This window comes from Enterobacter sp. DTU_2021_1002640_1_SI_PRY_ASU_LCPMC_013 (assembly GCF_032389435.1).
GTDB classification, from domain to species: domain Bacteria; phylum Pseudomonadota; class Gammaproteobacteria; order Enterobacterales; family Enterobacteriaceae; genus Enterobacter; species Enterobacter hormaechei_C.
Window position 1 is genome coordinate 1918844 of sequence record NZ_CP135594.1, and the last position, 23542, is coordinate 1942385.

The window sequence follows — 23542 nt, forward strand, 5'->3', positions numbered from 1 at the left end:
CGGAGAGGCGAGAGATGGCAGATTTGCCGGACAGAGATAAATTGCTGCGCAACTTTGGGCGTTGCGCGAACTGGGAAGAGAAATACCTTTATATTATCGAGCTGGGCCAGCGCCTGCCGCCGCTCAGCGAAGAGGCGCATAACCCGGACAACATCATTCAGGGCTGCCAGAGCCAGGTCTGGATCCTGATGCAGCAGACGGATGAAGGCGTAATTCAATTACAGGGTGACAGCGATGCCGCCATTGTGAAGGGGCTTATTGCCGTCGTATTTATTCTTTATCACCAGATGTCGGCGCAGGATATTGTCGCCTTTGACGTTCGCCCGTGGTTTGAAAAAATGGCCTTAACTCAACACCTCACCCCTTCCCGATCCCAGGGGCTGGAAGCGATGATCCGCGCCATACGCGCCAAAGCCGCAATCCTTAGCTAAACTGACAGAACAGCATTCATTCTGTTTCGCGGGGTGGTTTCCACCTCGCTGGTTTTTCAGCTTTCTGACGTTTGGTCAGTGAATAAGGAATCTCAGCATGAAGCGCGCGTCTCTAATAACTCTATTACTCCTTGGTTCGCTCAGTGCTGTTAATTCAGCCTGGGCGGTTGATTATCCTTTACCGCCCGCAGGCAGCCGCCTGATTGGGCAAAACCAGACATACACCATTCAGGAAGGTGACAATAAACTTCAGTCTATCGCTCGTCGCTTTAATACCGCCGCACAGCTGATCCTTGAAACCAATAATACCATTGCTCCGGTGAACCCTGCGCCAGGAACGGTCATTACCATCCCTTCCCAGATGCTACTGCCAGACACCGAGCGTGAGGGCATTGTGGTGAATCTGGCGGAGCTGCGTCTTTACTTCTATCCGCCTGGCGAAAATATCGTGCAGGTCTATCCGCTGGGTATTGGTCAGCTTGGGCTGGAAACACCGGTCAGCACCACCCGTGTGAGTCAGAAAATCCCTAACCCTACCTGGACCCCCACAGCGGGCATCAGAGCGCGCTCACTGGCCCAGGGCATTAAACTGCCGCCTGTGGTACCCGCAGGGCCAAATAACCCGCTGGGGCGCTTTGCGCTGCGTCTGGGTATCGGGAATGGGGAATATCTTATTCACGGCACCAGCGCGCCGGACAGCGTAGGGCTGCGGGTCAGCTCGGGCTGTATGCGAATGAACGCGCCGGATATCAAAGCGTTGTTTGAGCAAGTGCGCGTCGGCACGCGGGTGCAGATCATCAATGAGCCGGTGAAGTTCTCCGTCGAGCCGGACGGCAAACGTTATATCGAGGTGCACAGGCCGCTGGCGCAGGCTGAGGGCGAAAACCCACAGACGGTGCCGTTCACGCACTCGGCGGCGTTTACCGCCTTTGCAGCGGAGTCAGGTAGCGATAAAACGCAAATCGACAAGGCCCTGGCGCGCAGAGCGGGGATCCCGGTTACCGTGTCAGCAGGCAGTGGTTCTTCAGCCAGCAATTCTGTCCTGTCGGTACAGAACAGTCGTGTCTCAGCGGCGGTGGCGGAAGGCGAGGGAGGGAAAGCGCTTCAGTAGAGGTTTGACGAAGGCAAAAAAAATGGCGCACAATGTGCGCCATTTTATTAACAGGTACTATTACTTACGGTATTTAGTAGCCTGGTTGTCCAGACGCTGGTTAGCGCGAGCTGCGTCGTCTTTAGCAGCCTGAACGTCGGAACGCATTGCGTTCACGTCGTTGCTCAGCTGGTCAACTTTAGCGTTCAGAGTCTGAACGTCAGAAGACAGCTGATCGATTTTAGCGTTGCTGGAGCAACCTGCCAGCAGAGTAGAACCCAGGATTACCGCGCCCAGTACCAGTTTAGTACGATTCATTATTAATACCCTCTAGATTGAGTTAATCTCCATGTAGCGTTACAAGTATTACACAAAGTTTTTTGGGTTGAGAATATTTTTTTGATGGGATTACGCCTATTTTTGATCGTTCGCTCAAAGAAGCAACGAAATCGGCAATTTTGACGAAAAAGCTATGTTAAAAAAGGCATTTTTCATCGGATTCATCTTAGATAAATCGCGATTAAATAGAAAAACCCGATTTGCTTTTTGAATAGTTCTGGTTAAAGGCGGGAATAAAAAAAGCGCCCCGAAGGACGCTTTTTAACAAAACAATAATTTGTTCGTGAAATATTACAGCACGTGGACAGATGCAGTGTTGGTGGTGCCGCTTGGAACCAGCGCGCCAGAAACCATAACCACCACGTCGCCTTTCTGGGCCAGGCCACAATCAACCAGTTCCAGAGCCACTTCTTTACCCAGACGATAGAAATCATCGGTAGAGGCAATCTCTTTCACCAGGTGTGGGATCACACCTTTGCTCAGCACCAGCTGACGCGCGGTAGTTTCGTTGGTGGTCAGCGCCAGAATGGTCGCATCCGGGAAGTATTTACGCACGGCACGCGCAGATTTACCACCCTGGGTCGCCACGACAATCAGTGGGGCTTCCAGTTTCTCAGCGGTTTCTACCGCACCACGGCACACGGCTTCGGTGATGCGCAGTTTACGGCTGTCGTTGTTGTAATCCAGACGGCTTTTCATCACGCGGTCGGTACGCTCACAGATGGTCGCCATGATGCCGACCGCTTCCAGAGGGTATTTCCCTTTTGCAGATTCGCCAGACAGCATAACGGCATCGGTACCGTCGAGGATGGCGTTTGCTACGTCGCCTGCTTCAGCGCGGGTAGGGCGTGGGTTTTTGATCATGGAGTCCAGCATCTGCGTTGCGGTGATAACCACTTTACGCGCGCGAACACATTTCTCGATCATCATCTTCTGCGCGAAGATCACTTCTTCAACCGGGATTTCAACGCCCAGGTCGCCACGCGCTACCATGATACCGTCAGACGCTTCGAGGATTTCGTCGAAGTTGTTCAGGCCTTCCTGGTTTTCGATCTTGGAGATGATCTGAATGTTCTCGCCGCCGTGCGCTTTCAGGTGCTCACGGATCTCAACCACGTCAGAACGTTTACGGATAAAGGAGGCAGCAACGAAGTCCACGCCTTGTTCGCAGCCGAAGATCAGGTCTTGTTTGTCTTTTTCAGCCAGCGCTGGCAGAGCAATGGACACACCCGGCAGGTTAACGCCTTTGTTTTCGCCCAGATCGCCGTTGTTCAGCACTTTACAGATAACCTTGTTACCTTCGATCGCCGTCACTTCCATGCCGATCAGGCCGTCATCCACCAGCACGGTGTTGCCAACGGACAGATCGCTGGTGAAGCCTTCGTAGGTCACGGCAACGATTTCGTTGTTACCCACAACGGATTTGTCGGTGGTGAAGGTGAAGGTCTGGCCCGCTTTCAGGGAAACGTCGTTACCGCCTTCCAGTTTGATGGTGCGGATTTCAGGACCTTTGGTGTCGAGCAGGATTGCCGCTTTTTTCCCGGTCTTGCTCATCACGTTGCGCAAGTTCTGAATACGCTGACCGTGTTCAGCATAGTCGCCGTGGGAGAAGTTCAGACGCATCACGTTCATGCCGGCATCCAGCATTTTGCTCAGCATCTCTTCGGATTCGGTTTTCGGGCCGATAGTACAAACAATTTTCGTCTTTTTCATGACAGTCTTAGTCTTTAAGTTGGGAAGGATATGGAAATCTCGCTCCGGGGGCGCACCGCCGCGGAGTCAAACCTGTGTTGCGAAAGAGTATATGACACGCACTAAGAATAGGTGACATCAAATGAGCGTGCAGAAGAAAGTGTGCCTGAGTGCCAGCCCAACGAAGGAGAGGAGAAGTTGTACGTTGTTTTTTGTATTCCAAGCGCTGAAACCATTCACCAGGGATTTGGCGCGCATTATACGCTGATTTACAGTAAAAAGGAAAATGGAAACAGCGTTTCAAAACAATCTGTGCAGATTCACATAAGTTTGTTATCAAGGCGTTAAGGTCTAATGTCATCTTATGACGGCAGGCGCAACGCCCGCCGTTTTTTGCTCACTTTTCCAGCGCCTGCTGAAGGTCGGCGATCAGATCCTTCGCATCCTCAATCCCCACCGACAGGCGGATAAGCTGCGGCACAATGCCGTTTGCAAGACGCTGCGCCAGTGGTATGGAGGCGTGGGTCATGCTGTAGGGCTGGCTCACCAGACTCTCCACACCGCCCAGACTTTCCGCCAGGGTAAAGAGCTTTAGGTGACGGATCACCTCTGTCGCGCGTTGCGTATCGCCTTTAATCACAACGGAGATCATGCCGCCCGGCAGCGCCATTTGTCTGCGTGCCAGCGCATACTGGGGATGTGACGCCAGCCCGGGATAGAACACGCGGTCTACCTGAGGATGCTGCTCCAGCCATTGCGCAATTGCCAGTGCGTTGGCGCTGTGCTTCTCAACGCGCAGTGAGAGGGTGCGAATCCCCCGCAGCGTCAGGAAACTGCTGAACGGATCCAGAACGCCGCCAACCGCGTTTTGCAGATAGCCCAGACGCTCCGCGAGATCCTTATTTGCCCCGACAACAGCCAGCCCGGCAACCACGTCTGAATGACCGTTGAGATATTTAGTGGCGGAGTGGACCACTATATCGAACCCCGCCTCCAGCGGCCGGTGAATGACCGGGGAGGCGAAGGTATTATCCGCCACGCTGATCGCATTATGGCGCCGGGCAATGTCCGCGATGGCCTCCAGGTCGGCCAGTTTCAGCAGCGGGTTCGTTGGCGTTTCCACCCAGATCATGCGCGTGTCCGGGCGAATGGCGGCCTCAAGCCCGGCTACATCGTCCGGCTTAACCCAGCTCACCTGTAACCCGGTGCTGCGCTTGCGCACGTTTTCGATCAGGCGATACGTACCGCCATACACGTCGTCAATGGCGACGATATGGCTGTCTTTATCCAGCAGTTCGAGCACGGTGGAAATGGCTGCCAGCCCTGACGCGAAAGCGTACCCGCGCGTGCCGCCTTCCAGTTCGGCGATGGCGGTCTCCAGCGCGTGGCGGGTTGGATTGCCGCTCCGGGAGTATTCGTAGCCGGTATGTTCACCCGGTGCCGGTTGCGCAAACGTCGACGTGGCGTAAATTGGCGGCATCACGGCGCCGTGCGGGTCGTGATACTCACCGCTGTGAACGCTGAGGGTGGCCAGGTTTTTCATCTTTTGCTCCTTTTATTTTGTCAGGCGGTTACGCCAGGCGGTGAGTACGTCACTGCGTGTGATCAGACCCAGAAAGCGATCTTCGTCATAAATAATCGCCACCAGGCCACGGTCAAAGATGGCGTACAGGGCGCTCTCCGGGGCCTGCTTATCCAGATATTCGACCTGACGCGTCATGGCTGCCGTCACGGGGAGTGAGAAGCGATCGGCATCTCCCCCGATGTGTCGCAGCAGGTCCCACTCGTCAATGATGCCGACGACCTTGTCGTTATCGAGCACCGGCAGCTGGGAGATGTCGTACAGGCGCATGCGGGCCAGCACGGTGGAAAGCGTGTCGTCCGGGGCGGCAGTCACCGTCGCGCCTTCATCGTGGCGCAGGGCAATATAGTCCGAGAGATCGCCTGCCTGCGGACGCGAAATCAGCCCCTGCTGGCGCATCCAGTCGTCGTTGAACATCTTCGAGAGGTATTTATTGCCGCTGTCGCAGGCGAAGGTGACCACACGTTTTGGCGTAGTCTGCGCCTGGCAATATTTCAGCGCCGCCGCCAGCAGCGTGCCGGTGGAGGAGCCTGCCAGGATCCCTTCCGTTTTTAGCAGATCGCGGGCGGTGGTGAACGCCTCGCGATCGGTAATGCGCCAGGCGCGGTTAACCCCTTCGATGTGCGCCAGCGGAGGGATAAAGTCTTCGCCAATCCCTTCAACCAGCCACGATCCGGCATCGTGATGGCGTCCGTTTTCAACCTGGTCCGCCAGCACCGACCCGGCCGGATCGGCAAGCACAAATTCCGTCTGCGGCGAATGTTCTGCAAACCACGCCTGTAAGCCACCCAGCGTACCGCCGGACCCCACGCCGACGACGATGGCATCGATCTGGCCGTCAAGCTGTTCAAACAGTTCCGGTGCGGTAGTGGTGCGGTGCGCCAGCGGATTGGCCGCGTTATTGAACTGATCAATATAAAACGCGCCTGGCAGTTCGTTCGCCAGCCGCCGGGCATAATCCTGGTAGTAGGCCGGATGCCCTTTATTCACATCTGAACGGGTCAGCACGACCTGCGCCCCTAACGCGCGCAGGTGGAAAATCTTCTCGCGGCTCATTTTGTCCGGCACCACCAGGATCAGCGAGTAGCCCTTCTGCGCCGCAATCAACGCCAGCCCCAGGCCGGTGTTCCCCGCCGTGGCTTCAATAATGGTGCCGCCGGGCCGTAGCTGGCCCGTACGCTCGGCTTCATTAATCATCGACAACGCGACGCGGTCTTTAATCGAGCCGCCGGGATTCTGGTTTTCCAGCTTCAGAAACAGCGAGCAGGGGCCGGTGTCCAGCTTGTGCAGCTGGATGAGCGGCGTACGGCCAATCAGTTCGGTGACGGAGTGGTAAAGCGTCATGGTCATGTCCTGTGAAGAGGTGATGACCGGATGATAGAACCATGAAATTTTCTCAATAAAGAACCTTTCACTGAGTTTTAGAACGGAAAGGAATAATCCTTGTGTTTTCAGATGGAAAGACAGCAAGACGTAAAGTTGTCCGGATGTGAGGATGGCTATATCCGCATAAAGTGCTGCAAAATTAGCCGATTTCGTCGGGTGAGTAAGACCTGATATGCAAATGGCAGATAATTATTGCTTATATTCATCTAAATGCTTTTCACCCGCCAGTTCGCTGCTTATTCCTGAGCGTTATAAGAAATTCTTTTTTGGTCATTTAAAAGCTGATAACGGCTGTTTACTATCTTTTGGACATCCATACTGCTAAACCGCTATATGCGAAACGGATAACGAATAAGAATGATTGTACTCAGCAATATTTCGAAGGTTTTTGACAACGGGAAACAGGCGCTGACAGCCGTAGATAACGTCAACCTGACGATAGAGCAGGGACAGATTTACGGGATCATCGGTTACAGCGGGGCCGGGAAAAGTACGCTGATCCGTCTGCTGAACGGTCTGGAAAAGCCCAGCGCCGGCAGCGTCACCATTAACGGTCAGGATATCTCCGCCGCGAAGGGAGAAGCGCTGCGTCAGGCACGCCTGAAAATCAGCATGGTGTTCCAGCACTTTAATCTGCTTTGGTCGCGCACGGTGAAGGAAAACATCGCCTTTTCAATGCAAATTGCCGGTGTGCCAAAAGCGCAAATTCAGGCTCGCGTTGCCGAGCTGGTGGAGCTGGTCGGCCTGAAGGGGCGCGAGAATGCCTACCCATCCCAGCTGAGCGGCGGGCAAAAACAACGTGTGGGCATTGCCCGCGCGCTGGCCAATCATCCGGACGTACTGCTGTGTGACGAAGCCACCTCGGCGCTGGATCCGCAGACCACCGATCAGATCCTCGATCTGCTCCTGGACATTAACCGTCGCTTTGACCTGACCATCGTACTCATTACGCATGAGATGCACGTGGTGCGCAAAATCTGCGACCGCGTGGCGGTGATGGAAAACGGCAAGGTGGTGGAAGAGGGGGACGTGCTGAGCGTGTTTACGCATCCGCAGCAGCCGATCACCCGGCAGTTTGTCCGCCAGGTGAGCCAGTACGCGGAGGAAGAGACCTTCAATACCGAACTGGCAAACGATCTGGAAGGCACGGTAATCAGGCTGACCTTCACCGGGCACAGCACGCACAGGCCGATCGTCGGTGAACTGACCCTGCGCTACGGCCTGCCGTTTAACATCCTGCACGGCAAAATGACGCAAACCGCCCACGGTGTTTTCGGGCAGCTCTGGGTGCACGTGGTGGCATCGGACGAACAACTGAACAATATCCTCGCCGACCTGAAGCAAAGCGATATTGAAGGCGAGGTAATCAAGCATGGCTGAAGAACTCTTTCCGCACCTGAAGTGGGATCAGCTTTGGGCTGCAACCCAGGAGACGCTTTACATGACCGCGCTTTCCGGCGTGGCGACGTTTGTCCTGGGGATCGCGCTCGGTCTGGCGCTGTTTTTAACCGCCCGCGGCGGGTTATTCCACAACCGCACGGTCTACAGCGTGATGTCGATTGTGGTGAACGTGTTCCGCTCGATTCCGTTCATCATTCTCATCGTCCTGCTGATCCCGTTCACCAAGACCGTTGTGGGAACCATTCTCGGCGCTAACGCTGCGCTGCCCGCCCTGATTGTGGGCGCGGCGCCGTTCTACGCCCGTCTGGTCGAGATTGCCCTGCGAGAAGTGGACAAAGGAGTCATTGAGGCCACGCGTTCGATGGGCGCGCGGCTGAGCACGTTAGTGTTTCGGGTTTTATTGCCGGAATCTTCACCCGCACTGGTTTCAGGTATGACGGTGACGCTGATTGCGCTGGTGAGCTACAGCGCAATGGCAGGGGTGATAGGTGCCGGCGGTTTGGGAAATCTGGCTTATCTGGAAGGATTCCAGCGCAACCATGGTGACGTCACGCTGGTGGCAACGGTGACCATTCTGATCATCGTGTTCATTATCCAGTTCTGCGGCGATGCCATTACTTCACTGTTAGATAAACGCTAATAAATACACACAGGAACCACATCATGAAAAAGACACTGACACTGATCGCCGCCGCAACCCTGAGTGCCCTGAGCTTTGCCTCCTGGGCGGACACGCTCACCGTGGGGGCGTCCAACACTCCGCACGCGGAAATTCTGGAGCAGGCTAAGCCGATTCTGGCGAAGCAGGGGATCGATCTGGAGATTAAACCGTTCCAGGACTACATTCTGCCAAATACGGCGCTGGCGGGGCATGACATTGACGCAAACTATTTCCAGCACATCCCTTACCTGAACAGCGTCCTGAAAGATCACGCGGGCGATAAGGATTATGACTTTGTCAGTGCGGGCGCAATCCACATTGAGCCGATCGGTATCTATTCGAAAAAATACAAATCGCTGAAGGATCTGCCGGAAGGCGGCAAAATCATCATGCGTGATGCGGTTTCCGAGGAAGGGCGTATTCTCTCCATCTTCGAAAAAGAGGGCGTGATCAAGCTGAAGCCAGGCATCGATAAAGTGACCGCGCGCATCAGCGATATCGTGGAGAACCCGAAAAAGCTGCAATTCACCCCTAACGTCGAGGCATCTCTGCTGCCGCAGATGTACAACAACGACGAAGGTGCTGCGGTGGTGATCAACGCCAACTACGCAATTGATGCCGGTCTGGATCCGGTGCACGATCCAATTGCGGTTGAAAGCGGTGAGAATAACCCGTACGCCAACATCATTACCGTTCATCGCGGTGACGAGAAGAAGAAGGATATCGTCGCGCTGGTGAACGTGCTGCACTCCAAAGAGATTCAGGACTGGATCCGCACCAAATACAAAGGCGCAGTCATCCCGGTAAACAACTAATCTCCTGATTTTCCAGACGAAGCCCGGCGAACTACACGCCGGGCTTCTTTTTTGTATCCAGCCGACGAATGATTTAAGCTGACGGTTTAGGGCAACGGAGTGATGGCAATGGGCAATGTGACCAAAGACGAAGCGCTGTACCAGGAGATGTGTCGGGTGGTAGGCAAGGTCGTTCTCGAAATGCGTGATTTAGGGCAGGAGCCGAAACATATTGTCATTGCGGGCGTTCTGCGTACCGTGCTGGCGAACCAGCGCGTTAAGCGCAGTGAGTTGACCACCAAAGCGATGGAAACGGTGGTTAAAGCGCTGGCCGGCTGACGCGCCAGCGCTTCGCGAGCAGCTCAAGCGAGCAGCAGAGCAGGTAATAGATTACACCCGTGAAGATAAAAATGGCCGCCGGGTAAATTTGCACCCGGTTGTTGATCTGTCCCGCCACCGTGGTCAGTTCAGGAACGTTCACGATAAACGCCAGCGACGTATCCTTCAGCAGGCTGATAAAAATCCCCACCAGCGACGGCAGAATATTTCTCAGCGCCTGCGGCAGCAGCACGCGCCACAGCGTTTGCTGCGTACTGAACCCTTGAGAAAGTGCGGCCTCATTCTGGCCCGACGGCAGGGCTCTCAGTCCGGCTAACACCGAATGCATCACCGCAGCCGCGGTAAACCAGGCCAGCGCCAGCGTGACGGTCGTCGCGCCCGGGAGATCCCTGCTGGTTATCAGTGGCAGCAGATACCACATCCAGAATATCACGAAGATCAGGGGGATCCCGCGAATCAACTCTGCCCACGCAAACAGCGCACTGCGCACCACGCCGGGATAGCGCCAGGCGACGCAAGCCAGCACAATCCCGCCGGGCAGGGCAAGCGCGGCGGCGCCTGCGGCCATCAGCAGTGAGAGCAGTACGCCGCCGGGTTCTCCCGCAGCCGCACGTCCCCAAAGCAGATAATCCAGGTTTTCGACAACAACGTTAAATCCGGGGATCATGATTTTTCCTCCCTGAATGGGGGCCGAGGCGCACCAGCACGCTTCCCGTCACCATCCCGGTAAGCAAGTAGAGCACCGTACCGACGGTGAAGGCTTCCAGTGCATGGGCGTTGTAACTTTCTATCTGGCGGACCTGGTAGGTCAGTTCGGCGAAGCCAATCCCGCTCGCGAGCGAGGAGAGCTTCATCAGGTTAAGGTACTGGCCGACGACGGGCTGCCAGGCGTTAGCGAGCCCCTGAGGCAGAAGAATGTAGCGAAACAGACGCCATGAGGAAAATCCCTGGGCGAGCGCCGCCTCCCGTTGCCCGGCAGGTACGGAATGCAGCCCCGATTCGACTTCTTCAATTAAAAACGCCGAGGTAAAGACGCCTAACCCCCAGGCGGAGCATAAAAACTCGGGCGTAAACCACCAGACGTCACCGGGCAAAATGGACCAGCTGTGGTCTGCGTTCACCGCGTCACGCAGCCCCTGCGGCAACCCGTTCCAGGCGGCGAAATACCAGAACAGCAGCTGTACCAGCAGCGGCGTATTGCGAAACAGCGATACCCAGCCGCTGACGATCATTGTCCCGAAACGTCCCCCGGAAAGCCGCAAAAGCATAAAGAACAAGGCGAGCAGGCTGGCCAGCATAATCCCCGCCAGCGTCACCCACAGAGTGGTGAGAAATCCGGAGAGGATCCAGTGCAGGGGCTGTCCGGCCAGCACCCCCTGCCAGTCCAGAGCAGGCATTACAGTTGCTCCTGATGCAGCGGATCCAGCACTTTTTGCAGGAACCGCCTCGCACGGGGATGCGACGGTTGATTGAAAAATTGCGCCGGGGGCGCGGTTTCCAGAATTTTTCCGCCGTCGATAAAGACGATTCGATCGGCAATTTCCCGGGCGAACTGCATCTCATGGGTGACGACAATCATGGTGATCCCGCTGTGGGCGAGGGTTTTCATCACAAACAGCACTTCGCCAATCATCTCCGGGTCGAGTGCCGATGTCGGCTCGTCAAAGAGAATGATTTGCGGCGACGAGGCCAGAGCACGGGCAATTGCCACGCGCTGCTGCTGTCCGCCGGAAAGTTCAGCGGGGAAGCGGTGCGCCTTCTCCAGCATGCCGACCTTCTCCAGCAGCGCCAGCGCGCGCTCCTGGGCGGGCAGGGGTTTCCAGCCGTGAACGTGCTCCAGTGCCAGGGTGATGTTCTGGCTGGCGGTAAGGTGGGCATAGAGATTGAACTGCTGGAACACAAACCCGACGCGGCTGCGTAACTGACGTAGCCTGCTGCCGGAAAGCTGTCCGGTCGGCTTGTGGTCGACCAGAATCTCCCCGCCGCTCAGGCTCTCAAGCTGGTTGATAAGCCGAATCAGGGTCGATTTTCCGGAACCCGAAGGGCCGAGAATGGCAACCACTTCACCCGGCATGATGGTGAGGTTAATGTCGGTTAAAACCGGATGGTCGCCGTAGCGTTTGTCCACATGGCGAAACTCAACGCTGGCCTGTTCCAGACGTGAAAAATCCGCGGCATTGGCCGCGGAGCGTGAAAATAAACCTGAGAGCATTTTACCGGGCTTCTATTTTAAAGTTACGAGGCTGTGGAGCAGGGGTGCCTGGACCAAACCAGACGTCATAGATTTTTTCCGCCTGGCCGTTTTTCTCCAGGGTTACCAGCTCATCGTTAACGGCTTTCAGCAGCGCCGTTTCACCCTTTTTGACCCCCACGCCAATCTCTTCTTTACTGAGCAGGTCGGGCAGGATTTTGAAGTCGGCTTTATCCGGCGCCTGCGCCAGCAGACCGGCCAGAATGGTGCTGTCCTGGGTAATGGCCTGCACGTTGCCATTGCGCAGCGCCGTCAGCGCCAGCGGGATGTCATCGTAAGAGAGGACGCGGGACTGCGGAAAACGCTGGTGCAGCGCCTGTTCGCCCGTCGTACCTTTTACGGCGCCAATGCGTGCCCGGCTATAGTCATCAAGCTTGTCCGGTGATTTTGCCGGAACCAGAAACTGCTGGCCGGTGACGAAGTAAGGCGTCGAGAAATCAATGACCTGTGCGCGTTCCGGGGTGATCGTGATATCCGCCACGATGAGATCCGCTTTTCCGGACTGTAGCAGCGGTATACGGTTAGCCGGATTAGTGGCGACCAGTTCAAGCTTGACGCCGAGCGATTTCGCCAGCGCTTTGGCGAAGTCCACGTCGTAACCCACGATCTCATGCGTTTTGGCATCAATCGAGCCAAAGGGTGGATTGGCATCAAACGTGGCCACTTTCACCACGCCTGCTGCCTTGATATCCGCCAGCCGATCGGCCTGCGCCTGCGCTGAAACCAGGCCCCAGGCTGCCACTAATCCCAGAACCTGCGCCCGTTTTTTAAACCCTTTCATTTTTGCAGCCATAGTCATACGCCATCCCGTTGTTTTTGTTTTACCCCGTTACGCTCCCATAAAGGAAAGCTATCGCCAAATAAGAAATCGTTCTTTGCTATGAGAAAAAAAGCATGAGTGAACAAGGTGTTAAAGAAGAGAGCAGACGGCGGGGCGCTATTTGCAGATCCTGCACATCGACAGTGGATTTTGATATTTCCCCCGGGCGCAATTTGGGTGTTTAACTGAGAACAGGTTAAGCGAGAAGGGTAATGACGATGAAAAAATGGATAAGCACGTTACGGCGGTTTTTTGCGCCCCGACCAGTGAATGCGGAGAACAGCGCGCAACGTGTTCTTGAGTCAATACTGCCTGTCGCCAGCCTGTATGGCGTGGACGTAGCCAACATCGACCCGGAGTGGTTCCATGATAAAACGTCACGCTGAACTGCGCCGGACGCGCGAAATGTACTGGAATGAGCTGTGCGTGGTGTCTGTAAAGCGAGGATGAAGGGAAAAATACCCAGGCTAATCCTCGGTAAATGATGGCCGTTTTGTTACCACTATCTCCTTTCACAGATGGAGATAATAATGAAACGGACAGTATTAACCCCCGCGCTTTCTGCCACCGCACTTCTGCTTACCATGCAGGCGGCATACGCTGGTCCACAGGCGCATGTTGTATGCAGTTATTCCCACACCCTCGGCGATGATGCCATTATGATGTTCGGCATGCCCAACGAGGCTATGCTGCACGATTTTTTTGGTAACGTGCACGCGGATGCTTACTCCAGCCGTGAATCGCTTCGTACCCAGGAAAAGACCACCTGCGATAACAAAGCAGACAGCTCGGCCTACTGGGCTCCGTCGCTAAAATTGCCGGACGGAACGGTGGTCAAACCCGCCTATCAAAAAACCTATTATCAGGCATCGAACGTTGACGCCTGGCCGCTGCATCCGTTCCCGGCGGGGCTGTCGCTGCTGGCGGGCGATCATCATGGCACCGCGCCAAATCCGCATATCACCTTTTTATGCGCCAATGGCAAGGGCTACACCACCAGAACGGGTGAAGTCTGCGGCTTACGCAAGGCGAAGGATGCCGTACAGTTTAATATCGGCATTCAGTTCCCGAACTGCTGGGACGGGGTCAACCTGAAGCCCGCCCACGGCCTGGCTAACGCCACCTACGATACGAAAGGACAGTGTCCGTCCGCCTTCCCGGTGAAGATCCCGACGGTGAACATGAATATTGCATACGTGCTTCCGACAATTAGCTCTCTGGATACCAGCAAAGTCCAGCTTTCCCTCGACCCCATCATGCATGGCAGTGAGCGTGAAGAGCGGTGGGGGAGCCTGTATACGGCGCATGCTGACTTCATGAACGGCTGGACGGAAGATGCCGCGCGCTTTATGACCGACCTGTGCATGAACCGGGGAATGGATTGTGGCACCACCGTGCCGTATGGTTATTCAAAAGCGAAGGCTAACGTCTGGCTCAGCAGCATGGAACCGGCACTTTCACAGCCCGATCCCCAGGTCTTACTGGTGCAGGATAACTGGAAGAACGGTGGACGCACGAAAAACAGCGAAACATTGTCGCTGGTGAAGTTCAACATCCCTCCGCTGCCTGTCGGACAGGATCCTGCCAAGTTTAAATACCGCGTGAGAATTTATGGCGGGAAAGTGGAAACTGACGGCGCGGATCAAATCTTCTTCTATCCGGCGAGTAATGACTGGGAACCGGCCACCGTGAGCTGGCAGTCACGACCGTCCTGCAACTATCGCTCGGATGCGGTGCTGTACCTGAACCACTCCCGGGAATACCGGATGGTGGACGTGGATAAAGCGGTGCGCAAGGCGCTGGCAGAAGGGAAAACCGACATTTCGTGGTATATCGGCGGCGATCGTCAGGGAAATCACTATCAGTTTGAGACGGGGTCATCTCCCCAAAGCCTGATCCTGATGCTGACCGGGTTTAGCAAAACGCCGGAGATCTGATAGCGGGTAGCAAAAGGCATTCATAAAAAAAAAGCACCGGGGAGCCCGGTGCTTTTTCTTCAGATCTTGCAGGCATCGCCGCAGTCGTCATCGGCGACAATCGCCTGGGCTTTTTTATCCGCATCGTCGAGACGTTCCGCGTTGCGCTCTTCTGCTTCATCCAGCCCGTTAAAGACTAAGTTATCGAGATCAATTTCCATGTGCCACCTGCGTTATTCAGTTTTTGATACTGGCATAGTATAAGTCAAAAAAAGCGGGCCAGGCACCCCTCAGCACATATGGATAATCCCTGCCATACTCAGTGATTTATTGCTGAGGAAAGCCGATGATTACACTCTGTAAAACCTGCGGTACCGCTTACGATGAACAGCCCAAAAACTGCCCGATTTGCGACGATGAGCGCCAGTATGTCCCGGTGACGGGCCAGACATGGACGGACTTCGACAGCCTGACGACCACGCACACCAACAAATGGCAACAGCTGGAGCCGCAGCTGTTCAGCATCAAAACTGTTCCCTCTTTTGCCATCAACCAGCGGGCGCTTCTGCTGCGTACGCCACAGGGCAATGTTCTGTGGGACTGCATCGCCAATCTTGACCCGGCGACCAGAGCGTTAGTTGACGCGCTCGGGGGGATCAGCGCGATCGCGATTTCGCACCCGCATTACTACACCACCATGCAAGAGTGGGCCGCGGCGTTTAACGCACCGATCTACCTGCACGCCAGCGATCGGCAGTGGGTGATGCGTGACAGCCCGGCGATACGCTTCTGGGAGGAGGACGCCCTGGAGATTATGCCTTTGGTGACTCTTCTGCGGCTGGGCGGGCATTTTGCAGGCGGCACGGTGCTGCACTGGCAGTCTGGCGACGGCGTGCTGCTGGCCGGTGATATTTTGCAGGTTACGCCCGGTAAGGACGCCGTGTCGTTTATGTGGAGTTATCCGAATATGCTGCCACTGCCTGCCCGCACAGTTGAGTCGGTGATTGGCCGACTGACAGGGAAAACGTACCAGCGCCTGTACGGGGCCTTTGAAGGGCAGAACATCCCGGCGAACGCGGATGAGATCGTGCAGCGGTCGGGCCAGAAATATATTGCTTGTCTCGGCTAAGGCGCGGTGGTTAAATTTTACGAGTGTGATCGCGATCATACCTAAACTAAAACAGATAAAAGAGAAATGGCTATGCAACATATCATTGAAGGTTTTCTCAGCTTTCAAAAAGAGATTTTCCCGCAACGTAAAGAGCTTTTTCGTAGTTTAGCGTCCAGTCAGAATCCCAAAGCGCTGTTCATCTCCTGCTCCGACAGCCGTCTGGTTCCGGAACTGGTTACGCAACAGGAGCCAGGACAGCTCTTTGTCATTCGAAACGCGGGCAACATTGTGCCACCGTTCGGGCCGGAGCCTGGCGGTGTCTCTGCGACCATCGAATATGCTGTTGTTGCCCTGGGCGTGACCGATATCGTTATTTGCGGCCACTCCAACTGCGGCGCGATGAAGGCGATTGCTGACAACGCCGATCTGGAGCCGATGCCGGCCGTTTCCCACTGGCTGCGCTATTCTGATGCGGCAAAAGCGGTGGTTGAGAAGAAAACCTGGGATAAGCCAATCGATAAAGTGAATGCGATGGTGCAGGAGAACGTCTTTGCGCAGCTGAGCAACATCAAGACCCATCCGTCGGTGGCGGTAGGCCTGCGCAACAACGCTATTCGCCTGCACGGCTGGGTATATGACATTGAAAGCGGCAAAATCCTTGCCCTGGACAAGAACACTAAATCGTTCGTGTCGCTGTCGGAAAACCCGGACGTCTTCTTCGAGTAACCCGCCCCGCAGGGCAGGGAAGCTCTGTTAAAATTCCATGAATGGTAACTTCCTTCGCACGCCCGACGCAGGTTTTCCAGCCGCTTTCGCCATCGCTTTACCAATTTCAGCGCACTCAGACAAACCCTGAACAAAGGGATGATCGTGCATCAGCCAGGGGATCGCCCCAAAAGCGATGCGCCCCCGCAGTGATGCAGGCGCCAGCAACGTATAGTCTTCCCCCGCGTCCGGGACGTCATCGCCGGTTTCCGCAAGCTGTTTACGCAGGGTGGGGAAGGGAATGTCCTTGTTTTTGAGCGGCTTTTGCCCGCGCGCATCAATAAACACGTCGAAGCGGTAACGCTTTTCTGCCGTGGTGATGACGGTCTGATCGCTGCCGATATCCAGGTCGTAATCATCACCGAGTGCGACCACGCTAATGATCCCTGCCTCGCGCAGCGCCAGTAACCGGCGGATAGACTGCGGTGGAATGGCGGCATAATTATCAATAAACACACGCTCCAGCCCGGATTTAAACCGCTCTCTGTCATGCTCACTGAGTGAAGGGACGATGGCCTGAACCACTTCATGCAAACGAAGCACGGTATAGCGCCAGGCAACGGTGCGTTTTTCGCGCTTGTTGCGCTCCACTTCTTTCAGATTCGCTTCGGCCCAGGTGAAAGGGCCATGCTTTTTACGATCCTCAAACCAGACATCACGAAGCGTGTCGGCATTCAGCGTACCGAGCGATATCGCCTGGCACCAGCGCGGATCGGCCAGCTCGAGCTCTTTCACCATCAGCGCAAAGATGCGGTCAAGCAGCCCGTCCGGGCCTTTGGCGATTTCGCTTTCCGCCACAGACTCCGTTAACACGGACAGCGGTTCATAAGGGATAGGGCAGTAAAAGTCGGCCTCCGGCAGAACGCCCGTGCGGGACATCAGCGTGATTTTTAGCCCTTCGCTGCCTTTATTGACAACGAACTGCTCCCCGCTAAACCGGCCATGCTGCATCACAACCGCCATTGCAGCGTCCAGCCCGCTCAGGGAGGTCCCCATGATCCCCACCTCACAGGCTCGGATCTCCGCGTCCATCAGCCCTGACCATGGGCTTGGGAAATATGCGCGGGTGGTTTCATCTTCATCAGGCCAGACGTGGCCGGTGGCAACAACCGCAAGATCAAACCGCCTTGAGAAAGGGGCATCGTTCACTGAAAGGGCCACGCCGTCTGCATCAGCCTTAATATCCGTGACTTCTGCGTTGGGGTGCACCTCGACATGAAAGCCCGACTTTTTCGCCTCAGCAACGACGGCGAGAAACCGATCGTGAAAATATTCACCCAACAGAATACGCGGCAGGAATTGCCGGTCGTGCAGTTTCTCACTGTCGACGTTATAGCGGGCAAGATGGGCCGCACTCTGCTGTTTGAGCCAGTCGAGATAGGTAATAAAAATGGGCGGGATTTCGATACTGGCGATGTTCGCCAGCATTAGCCGGGAATTATCCTCGTCGCTGTAGGGCATCCCGACACCGGGTTGGTCTGCCTTTTCGAACACGGTGATCGAAAGCGGTGCTGCGTTGTTAAGAAGTGAGTAAAAGGTATAAATCCCTGTTGGACCTGAGCCGATAATGGCGATTTTTTTCATCGAAAGCGTTCCTGCATTTCTGAACCATAAAATAAGCGTAGCAGGAGAAAGGTTAAATCATTCAATGAAGGAAAAAATTAAGACGTTTTGAAGAGGAATTTTGCACCATTTCAGGACTGAAATGGTGCGTCCGAGTGGACTCGAACCACCGACCCCCACCATGTCAAGGTGGTGCTCTAACCAACTGAGCTACGGACGCAGAATGGTGCGTTCAATTGGACTCGAACCAACGACCCCCACCATGTCAAGGTGGTGCTCTAACCAACTGAGCTATGAACGCATTGTGTTGTCGGTGACAACGGGGACGAATATTAGCGGCACAGCCCCAAGGTGGCAAGAGGGAAAATGCATTTTTCTCTCTGATTTCACGCGATTGCTTCATTACCGCGCAAAGTGAAGAGAAAGTAGCCGCCAGCCGGCGGCTACTTTGTCATTAACGTGCAGCGCGCTGCAAAATTACCGCAGACGGCTGACGTTGCAGGAAGCGCATGCGCAGCATCATCATAATGGCCGCAGACGTTAAGCCGATGATAAAGCCCATCCAGAATCCGGCTGGCCCCATGCGATCCACCACCAGATCCGTGAGCGCCAGAATGTACCCGCACGGCAGACCCAGCACCCAGTAAGCGATAAAGGTGATAAAGAAGATGGAACGCGTATCTTTATACCCACGCAGCACGCCGCTGCCAATCACCTGGATGGAGTCAGAGATCTGATAAATGGCCGCCAGCAGCATCAGATGCGAGGCCAGGGTCACTACCTCCGGGTTGTCGTTATAGAGCAGGGCAATTTGCTCACGCAACAGCACGGTAAAGAGCGCGGTACAGACTGCCATGCAGACGCCGACGCCAAGGCCGGTGCGGGCTGCCGTTTGTGCGTCCAGCGTCGAGCCTTGCCCCAGACGGAAGCCCACGCGAATCGTCACCGCAGCAGCCAGGGACATCGGCAGGACGAACATCAAAGAGCTGAAGTTCAGGGCGATCTGGTGTCCTGCGACATCAATAATCCCTAACGGCGAGACCAGCAGGGCGACGACGGCAAACAGCGTCACTTCGAAGAACAGCGCCAGCGCAATGGGTAACCCCAGCTGAATGAGACGGGTCATGAGCGTCCAGTCGGGTGCGCTGAACGAGGTGTCGTTACGAATGTCACGCATGGAACGCGCATGTTTAATGTAGGTGAGCATACAGCCGAACATCACCCAGTACACCGCAGCCGTCGCCACGCCGCAGCCCACGCCGCCGAGTTCCGGCATGCCAAAATGACCGTAAATGAAGATATAGTTCACGGGAATGTTCACCAGCAAGCCGATAAAGCCCATCACCATGCCCGGCTTGGTTTTTGCCAGCCCTTCACACTGGTTACGTGCCACCTGGAAGAACAGATAGCCGGGCGCGCCCCAGAGCAGGGCGCGCAGATAACCGACCGCCTTATCCGCCAGCGCCGGGTCGATATTATGCATGGCGCGAATAATATACCCGGCGTTCCACAGGACGATCATAATCAGGACGGAGACCCCCCCGGCCAGCCAGAAGCCCTGGCGCACCTGATGGGCCACGCGGTCGCGTCGACCGGAGCCGTTAAGCTGCGCGATAACGGGCGTCAGCGCCAGCAGCAGGCCGTGACCAAAAAGAATGGCCGGAAGCCAGATTGAGGTTCCGATCGCCACGGCGGCCATATCGGTGGCGCTGTAACCACCGGCCATTACCGTATCCACAAATCCCATTGCGGTTTGGGCTACCTGCGCGACGATCACCGGTATGGCCAGTGCCAATAACTGACGCGCTTCGATCATATACTTCTGCACGTGAACACCTTTGTATTGTAGTTATTTGAGAGACTAAAAAGGCCGCCGTTACTGGCAGCAAGAAGAAAAAACAGAGGGATGCCAGCTATTGTAGCGGGGTTTAACTAATTATCTAGTGAAAAAATCGCCAGAAATTGCGCATCACTGGCAACCTGTTTTTTCAACTGTTATTGTGGTGGGATTATACGGTGTCATCGCCGTTCGGAATGAACAGGAGCTGTAAGCATGTTTACTGGTATTGTGCAGGGCACTGCCAAAGTGGTGTCCATTGATGAAAAACCGAATTTCCGCACTCACGTAGTTGAGCTGCCTGAATATATGCTCGACGGCATTGAAACCGGGGCGTCGATAGCGCATAACGGCTGCTGCCTGACGGTGACCGAAATTAACGGTAACCAGATAAGCTTTGATTTAATGAAAGAGACGCTGCGTATCACTAACCTGGGTGAGCTGGTGGTGGGAGATATCGTCAACGTTGAACGCGCGGCGAAATTCAGCGATGAGATTGGCGGGCATCTGATGTCGGGCCATATTATGACCACCGCAGAAGTGGCGAAAATCGTGACCTCGGAAAATAACCGTCAAATCTGGTTTAAGGTGCAGGATCCGTCATTAATGAAATACATCCTTTATAAAGGATTTATTGGCATCGATGGGATTAGTCTGACCGTCGGTGAAGTGACGCCAACGCGTTTTTGCGTGCATTTAATTCCTGAAACGCTGCAACGTACTACGCTTGGCGCAAAAAAACTGGGGCAGCGCGTAAATATCGAAATTGATCCCCAGACCCAGGCGGTCGTGGATACCGTTGAGCGCGTGCTGGCGGCGAAAGAGGCGGCGATAATAAAGACCGTGGAAGAAGAATAAAAAATAACCCCGGTTAACCGGGGTTATTTTTTCAGCGAGCCACACGCAAACCGTGCTCAATCCCACGACTAAACACCACCTGCCAAAGCTGTATATCCCGCGCACGGAACGCGCCCGCACAGGCATTCAGATAATAGCTAAACATCCGTTTGAATCGTTCCGAATAGTGGTCGGCGATTTCAGGCCATGCAGCCTGGAAACGTTCATGCCAGGCCATCAGGGTGGTGTCGTAATCTGCGCCGAAGTTATGCCAGTCTTCCACAATAAAATGCGGTTCGCTGGCGTTCGCAATCTGGCGAACAGAGGGTAAACAGCCATTCGGGAAGATATATTTGTTGATCCAGGGGTCCACATTGTTATCGGTGCGTTTAGAGCCGATGGTGTGTAGCAGGAAAATTCCCTCAGGCTTCAGGTTACGATCGGCGACCTCGAAGTAAGTCTTGTAGTTCTTCGGCCCCACGTGCTCGAACATACCTACGGAAACAATGCGATCGAACTGCTCGTTCAGGTCGCGGTAGTCCTGAAGCCGAATATCAACATCCAGACCCAGACAGCGTTCCTGCGCCATCTTCTGCTGTTCAGCCGAAATCGTGACGCCGACTACGCTGACGCCGTAATTTTTAGCCATAAACCAGGCAAGACCACCCCAGCCACAGCCGATGTCCAGCACACGCATACCGGGCTGTAACTGCAATTTATCGCAGATCAGTTGCAGCTTGTCCTGCTGCGCCTCTTCCAGGGTCGTCGCTTTTTTCCAGTATCCGCAGGAGTACTGCATTAAAGGATCGAGCATACGGCTGAACAGATCGTTGCCCAGGTCGTAATGCTCTTTACCGACGATCCACGCCCGTTTTTTACTTTGCAGATTGAACAGGCGGGCGGAGGCAATGCGTAAGGTATCTTTGAAATGACGAGGGAGCTGTTTTTCAAGACCGGCGCGTAATACGCTGGAGAAGAACATATCCAGCCGCTCACACTCCCACCAGCCGTCCATATAACTTTCACCCAGCCCTAACGACCCCTCCTGTAACACGCGTTTGAAAAAATCGGGATGCTTTATCTGGGGATCGGAGGGGGATGAGCCATTAATCGTAATGCCCGCACGTCCCAACAGTTCACTGACGATCCGGGACCAGTTATCGTCCGGAACGCTGACTTCTTCTATACACGATGAACTCATAGCTTCTCCATCACCTTGCTGTGATCAGAACCTTAAAACAGCGTAGACGCTTTTTTGGTTTGTGAGAAATCTCACGGTAAATGCCCGCGAGGCTAATATCCGACGTAGAACAGAGGAAGGGAGATAACCCTTGCCGAAATGCCTTCCATGGTAAAACGGGAGCGCTCCGGCTCCCGTTAACACTTAATATTTATCGTATTTAATCGAACCAAATTTAGTATAGGCCGCAAAATTTGGTGATTCAACAGAAAATTGTTAGCAACCTAATCACTGGTATTTAACATAGTTTCCCGCGCAATCAGGCGTGCGACGTTTCTGTCTGCGCGTTTTCACTCTGCTCGCGATGGGCTGAGGACTGCATGCGATAGCCCAATCCCGCCAGCGCAACGGTGACCAGCATCACGCTGGTAGTGGTGAGCAGCGGGGTTGCAATCAACGCAGAGACCACGAGACTTGCCAGGAAGCACAGGCCAAGTTGCAGGGTATTTTGCAGCGCGGCAGCGCGGCCTGTCGCCTGCGGAAATGGACGCAACGCCTGGGCTACAACAATAGGGTAGATGGCCCCGTTAGCGATCGCCATGACGCAAAACGGAATCAAAATTTCTGCAAGCCCGGCGCCGGGAATAAAGCCGACAGCCCAGGTCGCAATCACGCTTAGCGCATACAAAACCAGCAGCCAGGGCAGCATCTGTTGGCCTTCCCATTTTTGCAGCGCGGCGCGACAGCCATAGCCACCCACCAGGAAGGCAATGGTCTGTGGTACATAGCTCAGGCCGATAGCCGCCGGGCTGTAGCCCATGTCATGCAGAATGAACGGCGAACCGGTTAGCCAGGCAAAGAAGCTGGCAGAGCAGGCAGCATAAATAAGCACGTTACCGCGATAGGCTTTCGACCGCAGTAAAGAGGTAAAGGTGATGGGCTTTGCGTCCGGATGCGTCTCTTTTTTATGCGCAGGTTTAAGCCCGAACGCAGGCAGCATCAGGACCAGCGTAATAGCAAAGAGCGTGGCAAAAATGGCCTGCCAGTCGAAATGCGCCAGGATCCAGCTGCCCAGTAATGGGGCAAGCGCCGGCGACAGGCCGACCAGCGGCATAATGGTGGCGAATATGCGGTTAGTGCGCGAGGCGGGGTAGTAATCGGTCACCAGCGCCTGCCAGGTCACCGCTGCGGCGCAGACACCGACCGCCTGAATAAAGCGCAGCGCCAGCAGCCAGGCAGCATCGCGGACCCACAGCATGCCCAGACAGCCTACGGCAAAAATCGCCAGCCCCAACAACAGGACGGGCTTACGGCCAAAACGATCCGAGAGCGGCCCCCACAGCAATTGCGCAAAAGCAAAGCCGGCGAGGAACAAACTTAAACTGGCGCTGATGGCGGCGGCAGGGGTTTGCAAATCTTCCTGCATCGCGGCGAACGCGGGCAGATACATATCGGTCGCCAAAAAGCCCAGCACGCTTAAGCCGCCGAGCCAGACTAAAAATCCTTTCCTGGGTTGCACTTTTTTTCTCCTGAGGAGGCAGGTGTAC

24 protein-coding genes and 2 tRNA genes are annotated in these 23542 nt (G+C 55.1%); 11 read left to right on the forward strand and 15 right to left on the reverse strand.

Going from position 1 to position 23542, the window contains the following annotated elements:
- Positions 1-14 precede the first annotated feature (14 nt).
- Complete coding sequence (gene sufE / locus RS584_RS09145) at positions 15-431, forward strand: cysteine desulfuration protein SufE (RefSeq protein ID WP_015570705.1); 417 nt, start codon at positions 15-17, stop codon at positions 429-431.
- A 97-nt stretch (positions 432-528) separates the two neighbouring features.
- Entirely contained in the window at positions 529-1542 is a 1014-nt protein-coding gene (locus RS584_RS09150; protein WP_315749438.1) for a L,D-transpeptidase family protein, read from the forward strand.
- 60 nt (positions 1543-1602) lie between these two features.
- Here the strand turns inward: RS584_RS09150 and lpp are convergent, their stop codons facing one another.
- The 4 genes from lpp to RS584_RS09170 all read right to left on the reverse strand — a co-directional run bounded on the left by lpp (position 1603) and on the right by RS584_RS09170 (position 6478).
- Positions 1603-1839, reverse strand: a complete 237-nt coding sequence (lpp, locus tag RS584_RS09155; RefSeq protein WP_001082307.1) for a murein lipoprotein Lpp — start codon at positions 1837-1839, stop codon at positions 1603-1605.
- A gap of 312 nt (positions 1840-2151) precedes the next feature.
- Positions 2152-3573: a pyruvate kinase PykF gene (gene pykF, locus RS584_RS09160; RefSeq protein ID WP_015570703.1), complete on the reverse strand. Its 1422-nt coding sequence runs from the start codon at positions 3571-3573 to the stop codon at positions 2152-2154.
- A gap of 376 nt (positions 3574-3949) precedes the next feature.
- On the reverse strand, positions 3950-5095 hold the full coding sequence (locus RS584_RS09165) for a PLP-dependent aspartate aminotransferase family protein (RefSeq protein WP_315749440.1): 1146 nt from the start codon (positions 5093-5095) through the stop codon (positions 3950-3952).
- Between the two features lie 12 nt (positions 5096-5107).
- The gene (locus RS584_RS09170; protein ID WP_017384623.1) at positions 5108-6478 is read right to left on the reverse strand and encodes a pyridoxal-phosphate dependent enzyme; all 1371 of its coding nucleotides are present in this window, start codon (positions 6476-6478) and stop codon (positions 5108-5110) included.
- A gap of 399 nt (positions 6479-6877) precedes the next feature.
- Between RS584_RS09170 and RS584_RS09175 the strand changes: the two genes are divergently transcribed.
- From RS584_RS09175 to fumD, 4 genes are all read left to right on the forward strand, one after another.
- Positions 6878-7900 (forward strand): methionine ABC transporter ATP-binding protein, encoded by a 1023-nt coding sequence (locus tag RS584_RS09175; protein WP_109937618.1) that lies wholly within the window; start codon positions 6878-6880, stop codon positions 7898-7900.
- The gene (locus tag RS584_RS09180) at positions 7893-8561 is read left to right on the forward strand and encodes a methionine ABC transporter permease (protein ID WP_017384621.1); all 669 of its coding nucleotides are present in this window, start codon (positions 7893-7895) and stop codon (positions 8559-8561) included. The genes RS584_RS09175 and RS584_RS09180 overlap by 8 nt, the downstream gene beginning before the upstream one ends.
- 23 nt (positions 8562-8584) lie before the next feature.
- A complete protein-coding gene (locus RS584_RS09185) occupies positions 8585-9397 on the forward strand; it encodes a MetQ/NlpA family ABC transporter substrate-binding protein (protein ID WP_003857677.1) in 813 nt (270 codons plus the stop codon).
- A 108-nt stretch (positions 9398-9505) separates the two neighbouring features.
- Positions 9506-9715 (forward strand): fumarate hydratase FumD, encoded by a 210-nt coding sequence (fumD, locus tag RS584_RS09190; RefSeq protein ID WP_315749943.1) that lies wholly within the window; start codon positions 9506-9508, stop codon positions 9713-9715.
- On the opposite strand, the gene RS584_RS09195 is transcribed toward fumD, so the two are convergent.
- From RS584_RS09195 to RS584_RS09210, 4 genes are read right to left on the reverse strand one after another with little or no spacing between them, the layout of a single operon-like run.
- A complete protein-coding gene (locus RS584_RS09195) occupies positions 9696-10382 on the reverse strand; it encodes an amino acid ABC transporter permease (RefSeq protein WP_315749443.1) in 687 nt (228 codons plus the stop codon). The two genes, fumD and RS584_RS09195, sit on opposite strands and share 20 nt — an antisense overlap.
- On the reverse strand, positions 10366-11112 hold the full coding sequence (locus RS584_RS09200) for an amino acid ABC transporter permease (protein WP_315749445.1): 747 nt from the start codon (positions 11110-11112) through the stop codon (positions 10366-10368). Before RS584_RS09200 ends, RS584_RS09195 begins: the two co-directional genes overlap by 17 nt.
- Positions 11112-11927 carry an amino acid ABC transporter ATP-binding protein gene (locus tag RS584_RS09205; RefSeq protein WP_315749447.1) on the reverse strand — a complete coding sequence of 272 codons (816 nt, stop codon included), beginning with the start codon at positions 11925-11927 and terminating at the stop codon, positions 11112-11114. The genes RS584_RS09200 and RS584_RS09205 overlap by 1 nt, the downstream gene beginning before the upstream one ends.
- A 1-nt stretch (position 11928) precedes the next feature.
- Complete coding sequence (locus RS584_RS09210; RefSeq protein WP_315749449.1) at positions 11929-12759, reverse strand: ABC transporter substrate-binding protein; 831 nt, start codon at positions 12757-12759, stop codon at positions 11929-11931.
- Between the two features lie 245 nt (positions 12760-13004).
- Here RS584_RS09210 and RS584_RS09215 point away from each other — a divergent pair, with 245 nt between their 5' ends.
- Complete coding sequence (locus RS584_RS09215) at positions 13005-13172, forward strand: hypothetical protein (RefSeq protein WP_032653328.1); 168 nt, start codon at positions 13005-13007, stop codon at positions 13170-13172.
- 144 nt (positions 13173-13316) lie between these two features.
- Entirely contained in the window at positions 13317-14723 is a 1407-nt protein-coding gene (locus RS584_RS09220) for a DUF1996 domain-containing protein (protein WP_315749452.1), read from the forward strand.
- A 59-nt stretch (positions 14724-14782) separates the two neighbouring features.
- Here RS584_RS09220 and RS584_RS09225 read toward each other — a convergent pair whose 3' ends face one another.
- On the reverse strand, positions 14783-14923 hold the full coding sequence (locus RS584_RS09225) for a hypothetical protein (protein WP_003857665.1): 141 nt from the start codon (positions 14921-14923) through the stop codon (positions 14783-14785).
- 125 nt (positions 14924-15048) lie between these two features.
- Between RS584_RS09225 and RS584_RS09230 the strand changes: the two genes are divergently transcribed.
- Positions 15049-15831 carry an MBL fold metallo-hydrolase gene (locus RS584_RS09230; RefSeq protein ID WP_017384617.1) on the forward strand — a complete coding sequence of 261 codons (783 nt, stop codon included), beginning with the start codon at positions 15049-15051 and terminating at the stop codon, positions 15829-15831.
- Positions 15832-15903: 72 nt separating this feature from the next.
- Positions 15904-16539 carry a carbonic anhydrase gene (locus tag RS584_RS09235; protein ID WP_015570694.1) on the forward strand — a complete coding sequence of 212 codons (636 nt, stop codon included), beginning with the start codon at positions 15904-15906 and terminating at the stop codon, positions 16537-16539.
- Between the two features lie 27 nt (positions 16540-16566).
- Here RS584_RS09235 and RS584_RS09240 read toward each other — a convergent pair whose 3' ends face one another.
- The 4 genes from RS584_RS09240 to mdtK form a co-directional block, all read right to left on the reverse strand.
- Positions 16567-18162, reverse strand: coding sequence for an FAD-NAD(P)-binding protein (locus RS584_RS09240; RefSeq protein WP_032670048.1), 1596 nt, complete (start codon positions 18160-18162; stop codon positions 16567-16569).
- A gap of 122 nt (positions 18163-18284) precedes the next feature.
- A tRNA-Val gene (locus tag RS584_RS09245) sits at positions 18285-18361 on the reverse strand.
- Between the two features lie 4 nt (positions 18362-18365).
- Positions 18366-18442: transfer RNA gene (locus RS584_RS09250), tRNA-Val, on the reverse strand.
- A 153-nt stretch (positions 18443-18595) separates the two neighbouring features.
- Positions 18596-19969, reverse strand: a complete 1374-nt coding sequence (mdtK, locus tag RS584_RS09255; RefSeq protein WP_017384611.1) for an MdtK family multidrug efflux MATE transporter — start codon at positions 19967-19969, stop codon at positions 18596-18598.
- A 225-nt stretch (positions 19970-20194) separates the two neighbouring features.
- Between mdtK and RS584_RS09260 the strand changes: the two genes are divergently transcribed.
- Positions 20195-20836, forward strand: coding sequence for a riboflavin synthase (locus RS584_RS09260; RefSeq protein WP_017384610.1), 642 nt, complete (start codon positions 20195-20197; stop codon positions 20834-20836).
- Between the two features lie 31 nt (positions 20837-20867).
- Here RS584_RS09260 and cfa read toward each other — a convergent pair whose 3' ends face one another.
- Positions 20868-22016, reverse strand: a complete 1149-nt coding sequence (gene cfa, locus RS584_RS09265; RefSeq protein ID WP_315749457.1) for a cyclopropane fatty acyl phospholipid synthase — start codon at positions 22014-22016, stop codon at positions 20868-20870.
- Positions 22017-22314: 298 nt separating this feature from the next.
- A complete protein-coding gene (gene punC, locus RS584_RS09270; protein WP_023296385.1) occupies positions 22315-23514 on the reverse strand; it encodes a purine nucleoside transporter PunC in 1200 nt (399 codons plus the stop codon).
- Positions 23515-23542: the final 28 nt, after the last annotated feature.

Coding starts and splice junctions, on each gene's coding strand:
- sufE (WP_015570705.1), top strand. CDS start 15: ATGGCAGATTTGCCGGACAGAGATAAATTGCTGCGCAACTTTGGGCGT.
- RS584_RS09150 (WP_315749438.1), top strand. CDS start 529: ATGAAGCGCGCGTCTCTAATAACTCTATTACTCCTTGGTTCGCTCAGT.
- lpp (WP_001082307.1), bottom strand. CDS start 1,839: ATGAATCGTACTAAACTGGTACTGGGCGCGGTAATCCTGGGTTCTACT.
- pykF (WP_015570703.1), bottom strand. CDS start 3,573: ATGAAAAAGACGAAAATTGTTTGTACTATCGGCCCGAAAACCGAATCC.
- RS584_RS09165 (WP_315749440.1), bottom strand. CDS start 5,095: ATGAAAAACCTGGCCACCCTCAGCGTTCACAGCGGTGAGTATCACGAC.
- RS584_RS09170 (WP_017384623.1), bottom strand. CDS start 6,478: ATGACGCTTTACCACTCCGTCACCGAACTGATTGGCCGTACGCCGCTC.
- RS584_RS09175 (WP_109937618.1), top strand. CDS start 6,878: ATGATTGTACTCAGCAATATTTCGAAGGTTTTTGACAACGGGAAACAG.
- RS584_RS09180 (WP_017384621.1), top strand. CDS start 7,893: ATGGCTGAAGAACTCTTTCCGCACCTGAAGTGGGATCAGCTTTGGGCT.
- RS584_RS09185 (WP_003857677.1), top strand. CDS start 8,585: ATGAAAAAGACACTGACACTGATCGCCGCCGCAACCCTGAGTGCCCTG.
- fumD (WP_315749943.1), top strand. CDS start 9,506: ATGGGCAATGTGACCAAAGACGAAGCGCTGTACCAGGAGATGTGTCGG.
- RS584_RS09195 (WP_315749443.1), bottom strand. CDS start 10,382: ATGATCCCCGGATTTAACGTTGTTGTCGAAAACCTGGATTATCTGCTT.
- RS584_RS09200 (WP_315749445.1), bottom strand. CDS start 11,112: ATGCCTGCTCTGGACTGGCAGGGGGTGCTGGCCGGACAGCCCCTGCAC.
- RS584_RS09205 (WP_315749447.1), bottom strand. CDS start 11,927: ATGCTCTCAGGTTTATTTTCACGCTCCGCGGCCAATGCCGCGGATTTT.
- RS584_RS09210 (WP_315749449.1), bottom strand. CDS start 12,759: ATGGCTGCAAAAATGAAAGGGTTTAAAAAACGGGCGCAGGTTCTGGGA.
- RS584_RS09215 (WP_032653328.1), top strand. CDS start 13,005: ATGAAAAAATGGATAAGCACGTTACGGCGGTTTTTTGCGCCCCGACCA.
- RS584_RS09220 (WP_315749452.1), top strand. CDS start 13,317: ATGAAACGGACAGTATTAACCCCCGCGCTTTCTGCCACCGCACTTCTG.
- RS584_RS09225 (WP_003857665.1), bottom strand. CDS start 14,923: ATGGAAATTGATCTCGATAACTTAGTCTTTAACGGGCTGGATGAAGCA.
- RS584_RS09230 (WP_017384617.1), top strand. CDS start 15,049: ATGATTACACTCTGTAAAACCTGCGGTACCGCTTACGATGAACAGCCC.
- RS584_RS09235 (WP_015570694.1), top strand. CDS start 15,904: ATGCAACATATCATTGAAGGTTTTCTCAGCTTTCAAAAAGAGATTTTC.
- RS584_RS09240 (WP_032670048.1), bottom strand. CDS start 18,162: ATGAAAAAAATCGCCATTATCGGCTCAGGTCCAACAGGGATTTATACC.
- RS584_RS09260 (WP_017384610.1), top strand. CDS start 20,195: ATGTTTACTGGTATTGTGCAGGGCACTGCCAAAGTGGTGTCCATTGAT.
- cfa (WP_315749457.1), bottom strand. CDS start 22,016: ATGAGTTCATCGTGTATAGAAGAAGTCAGCGTTCCGGACGATAACTGG.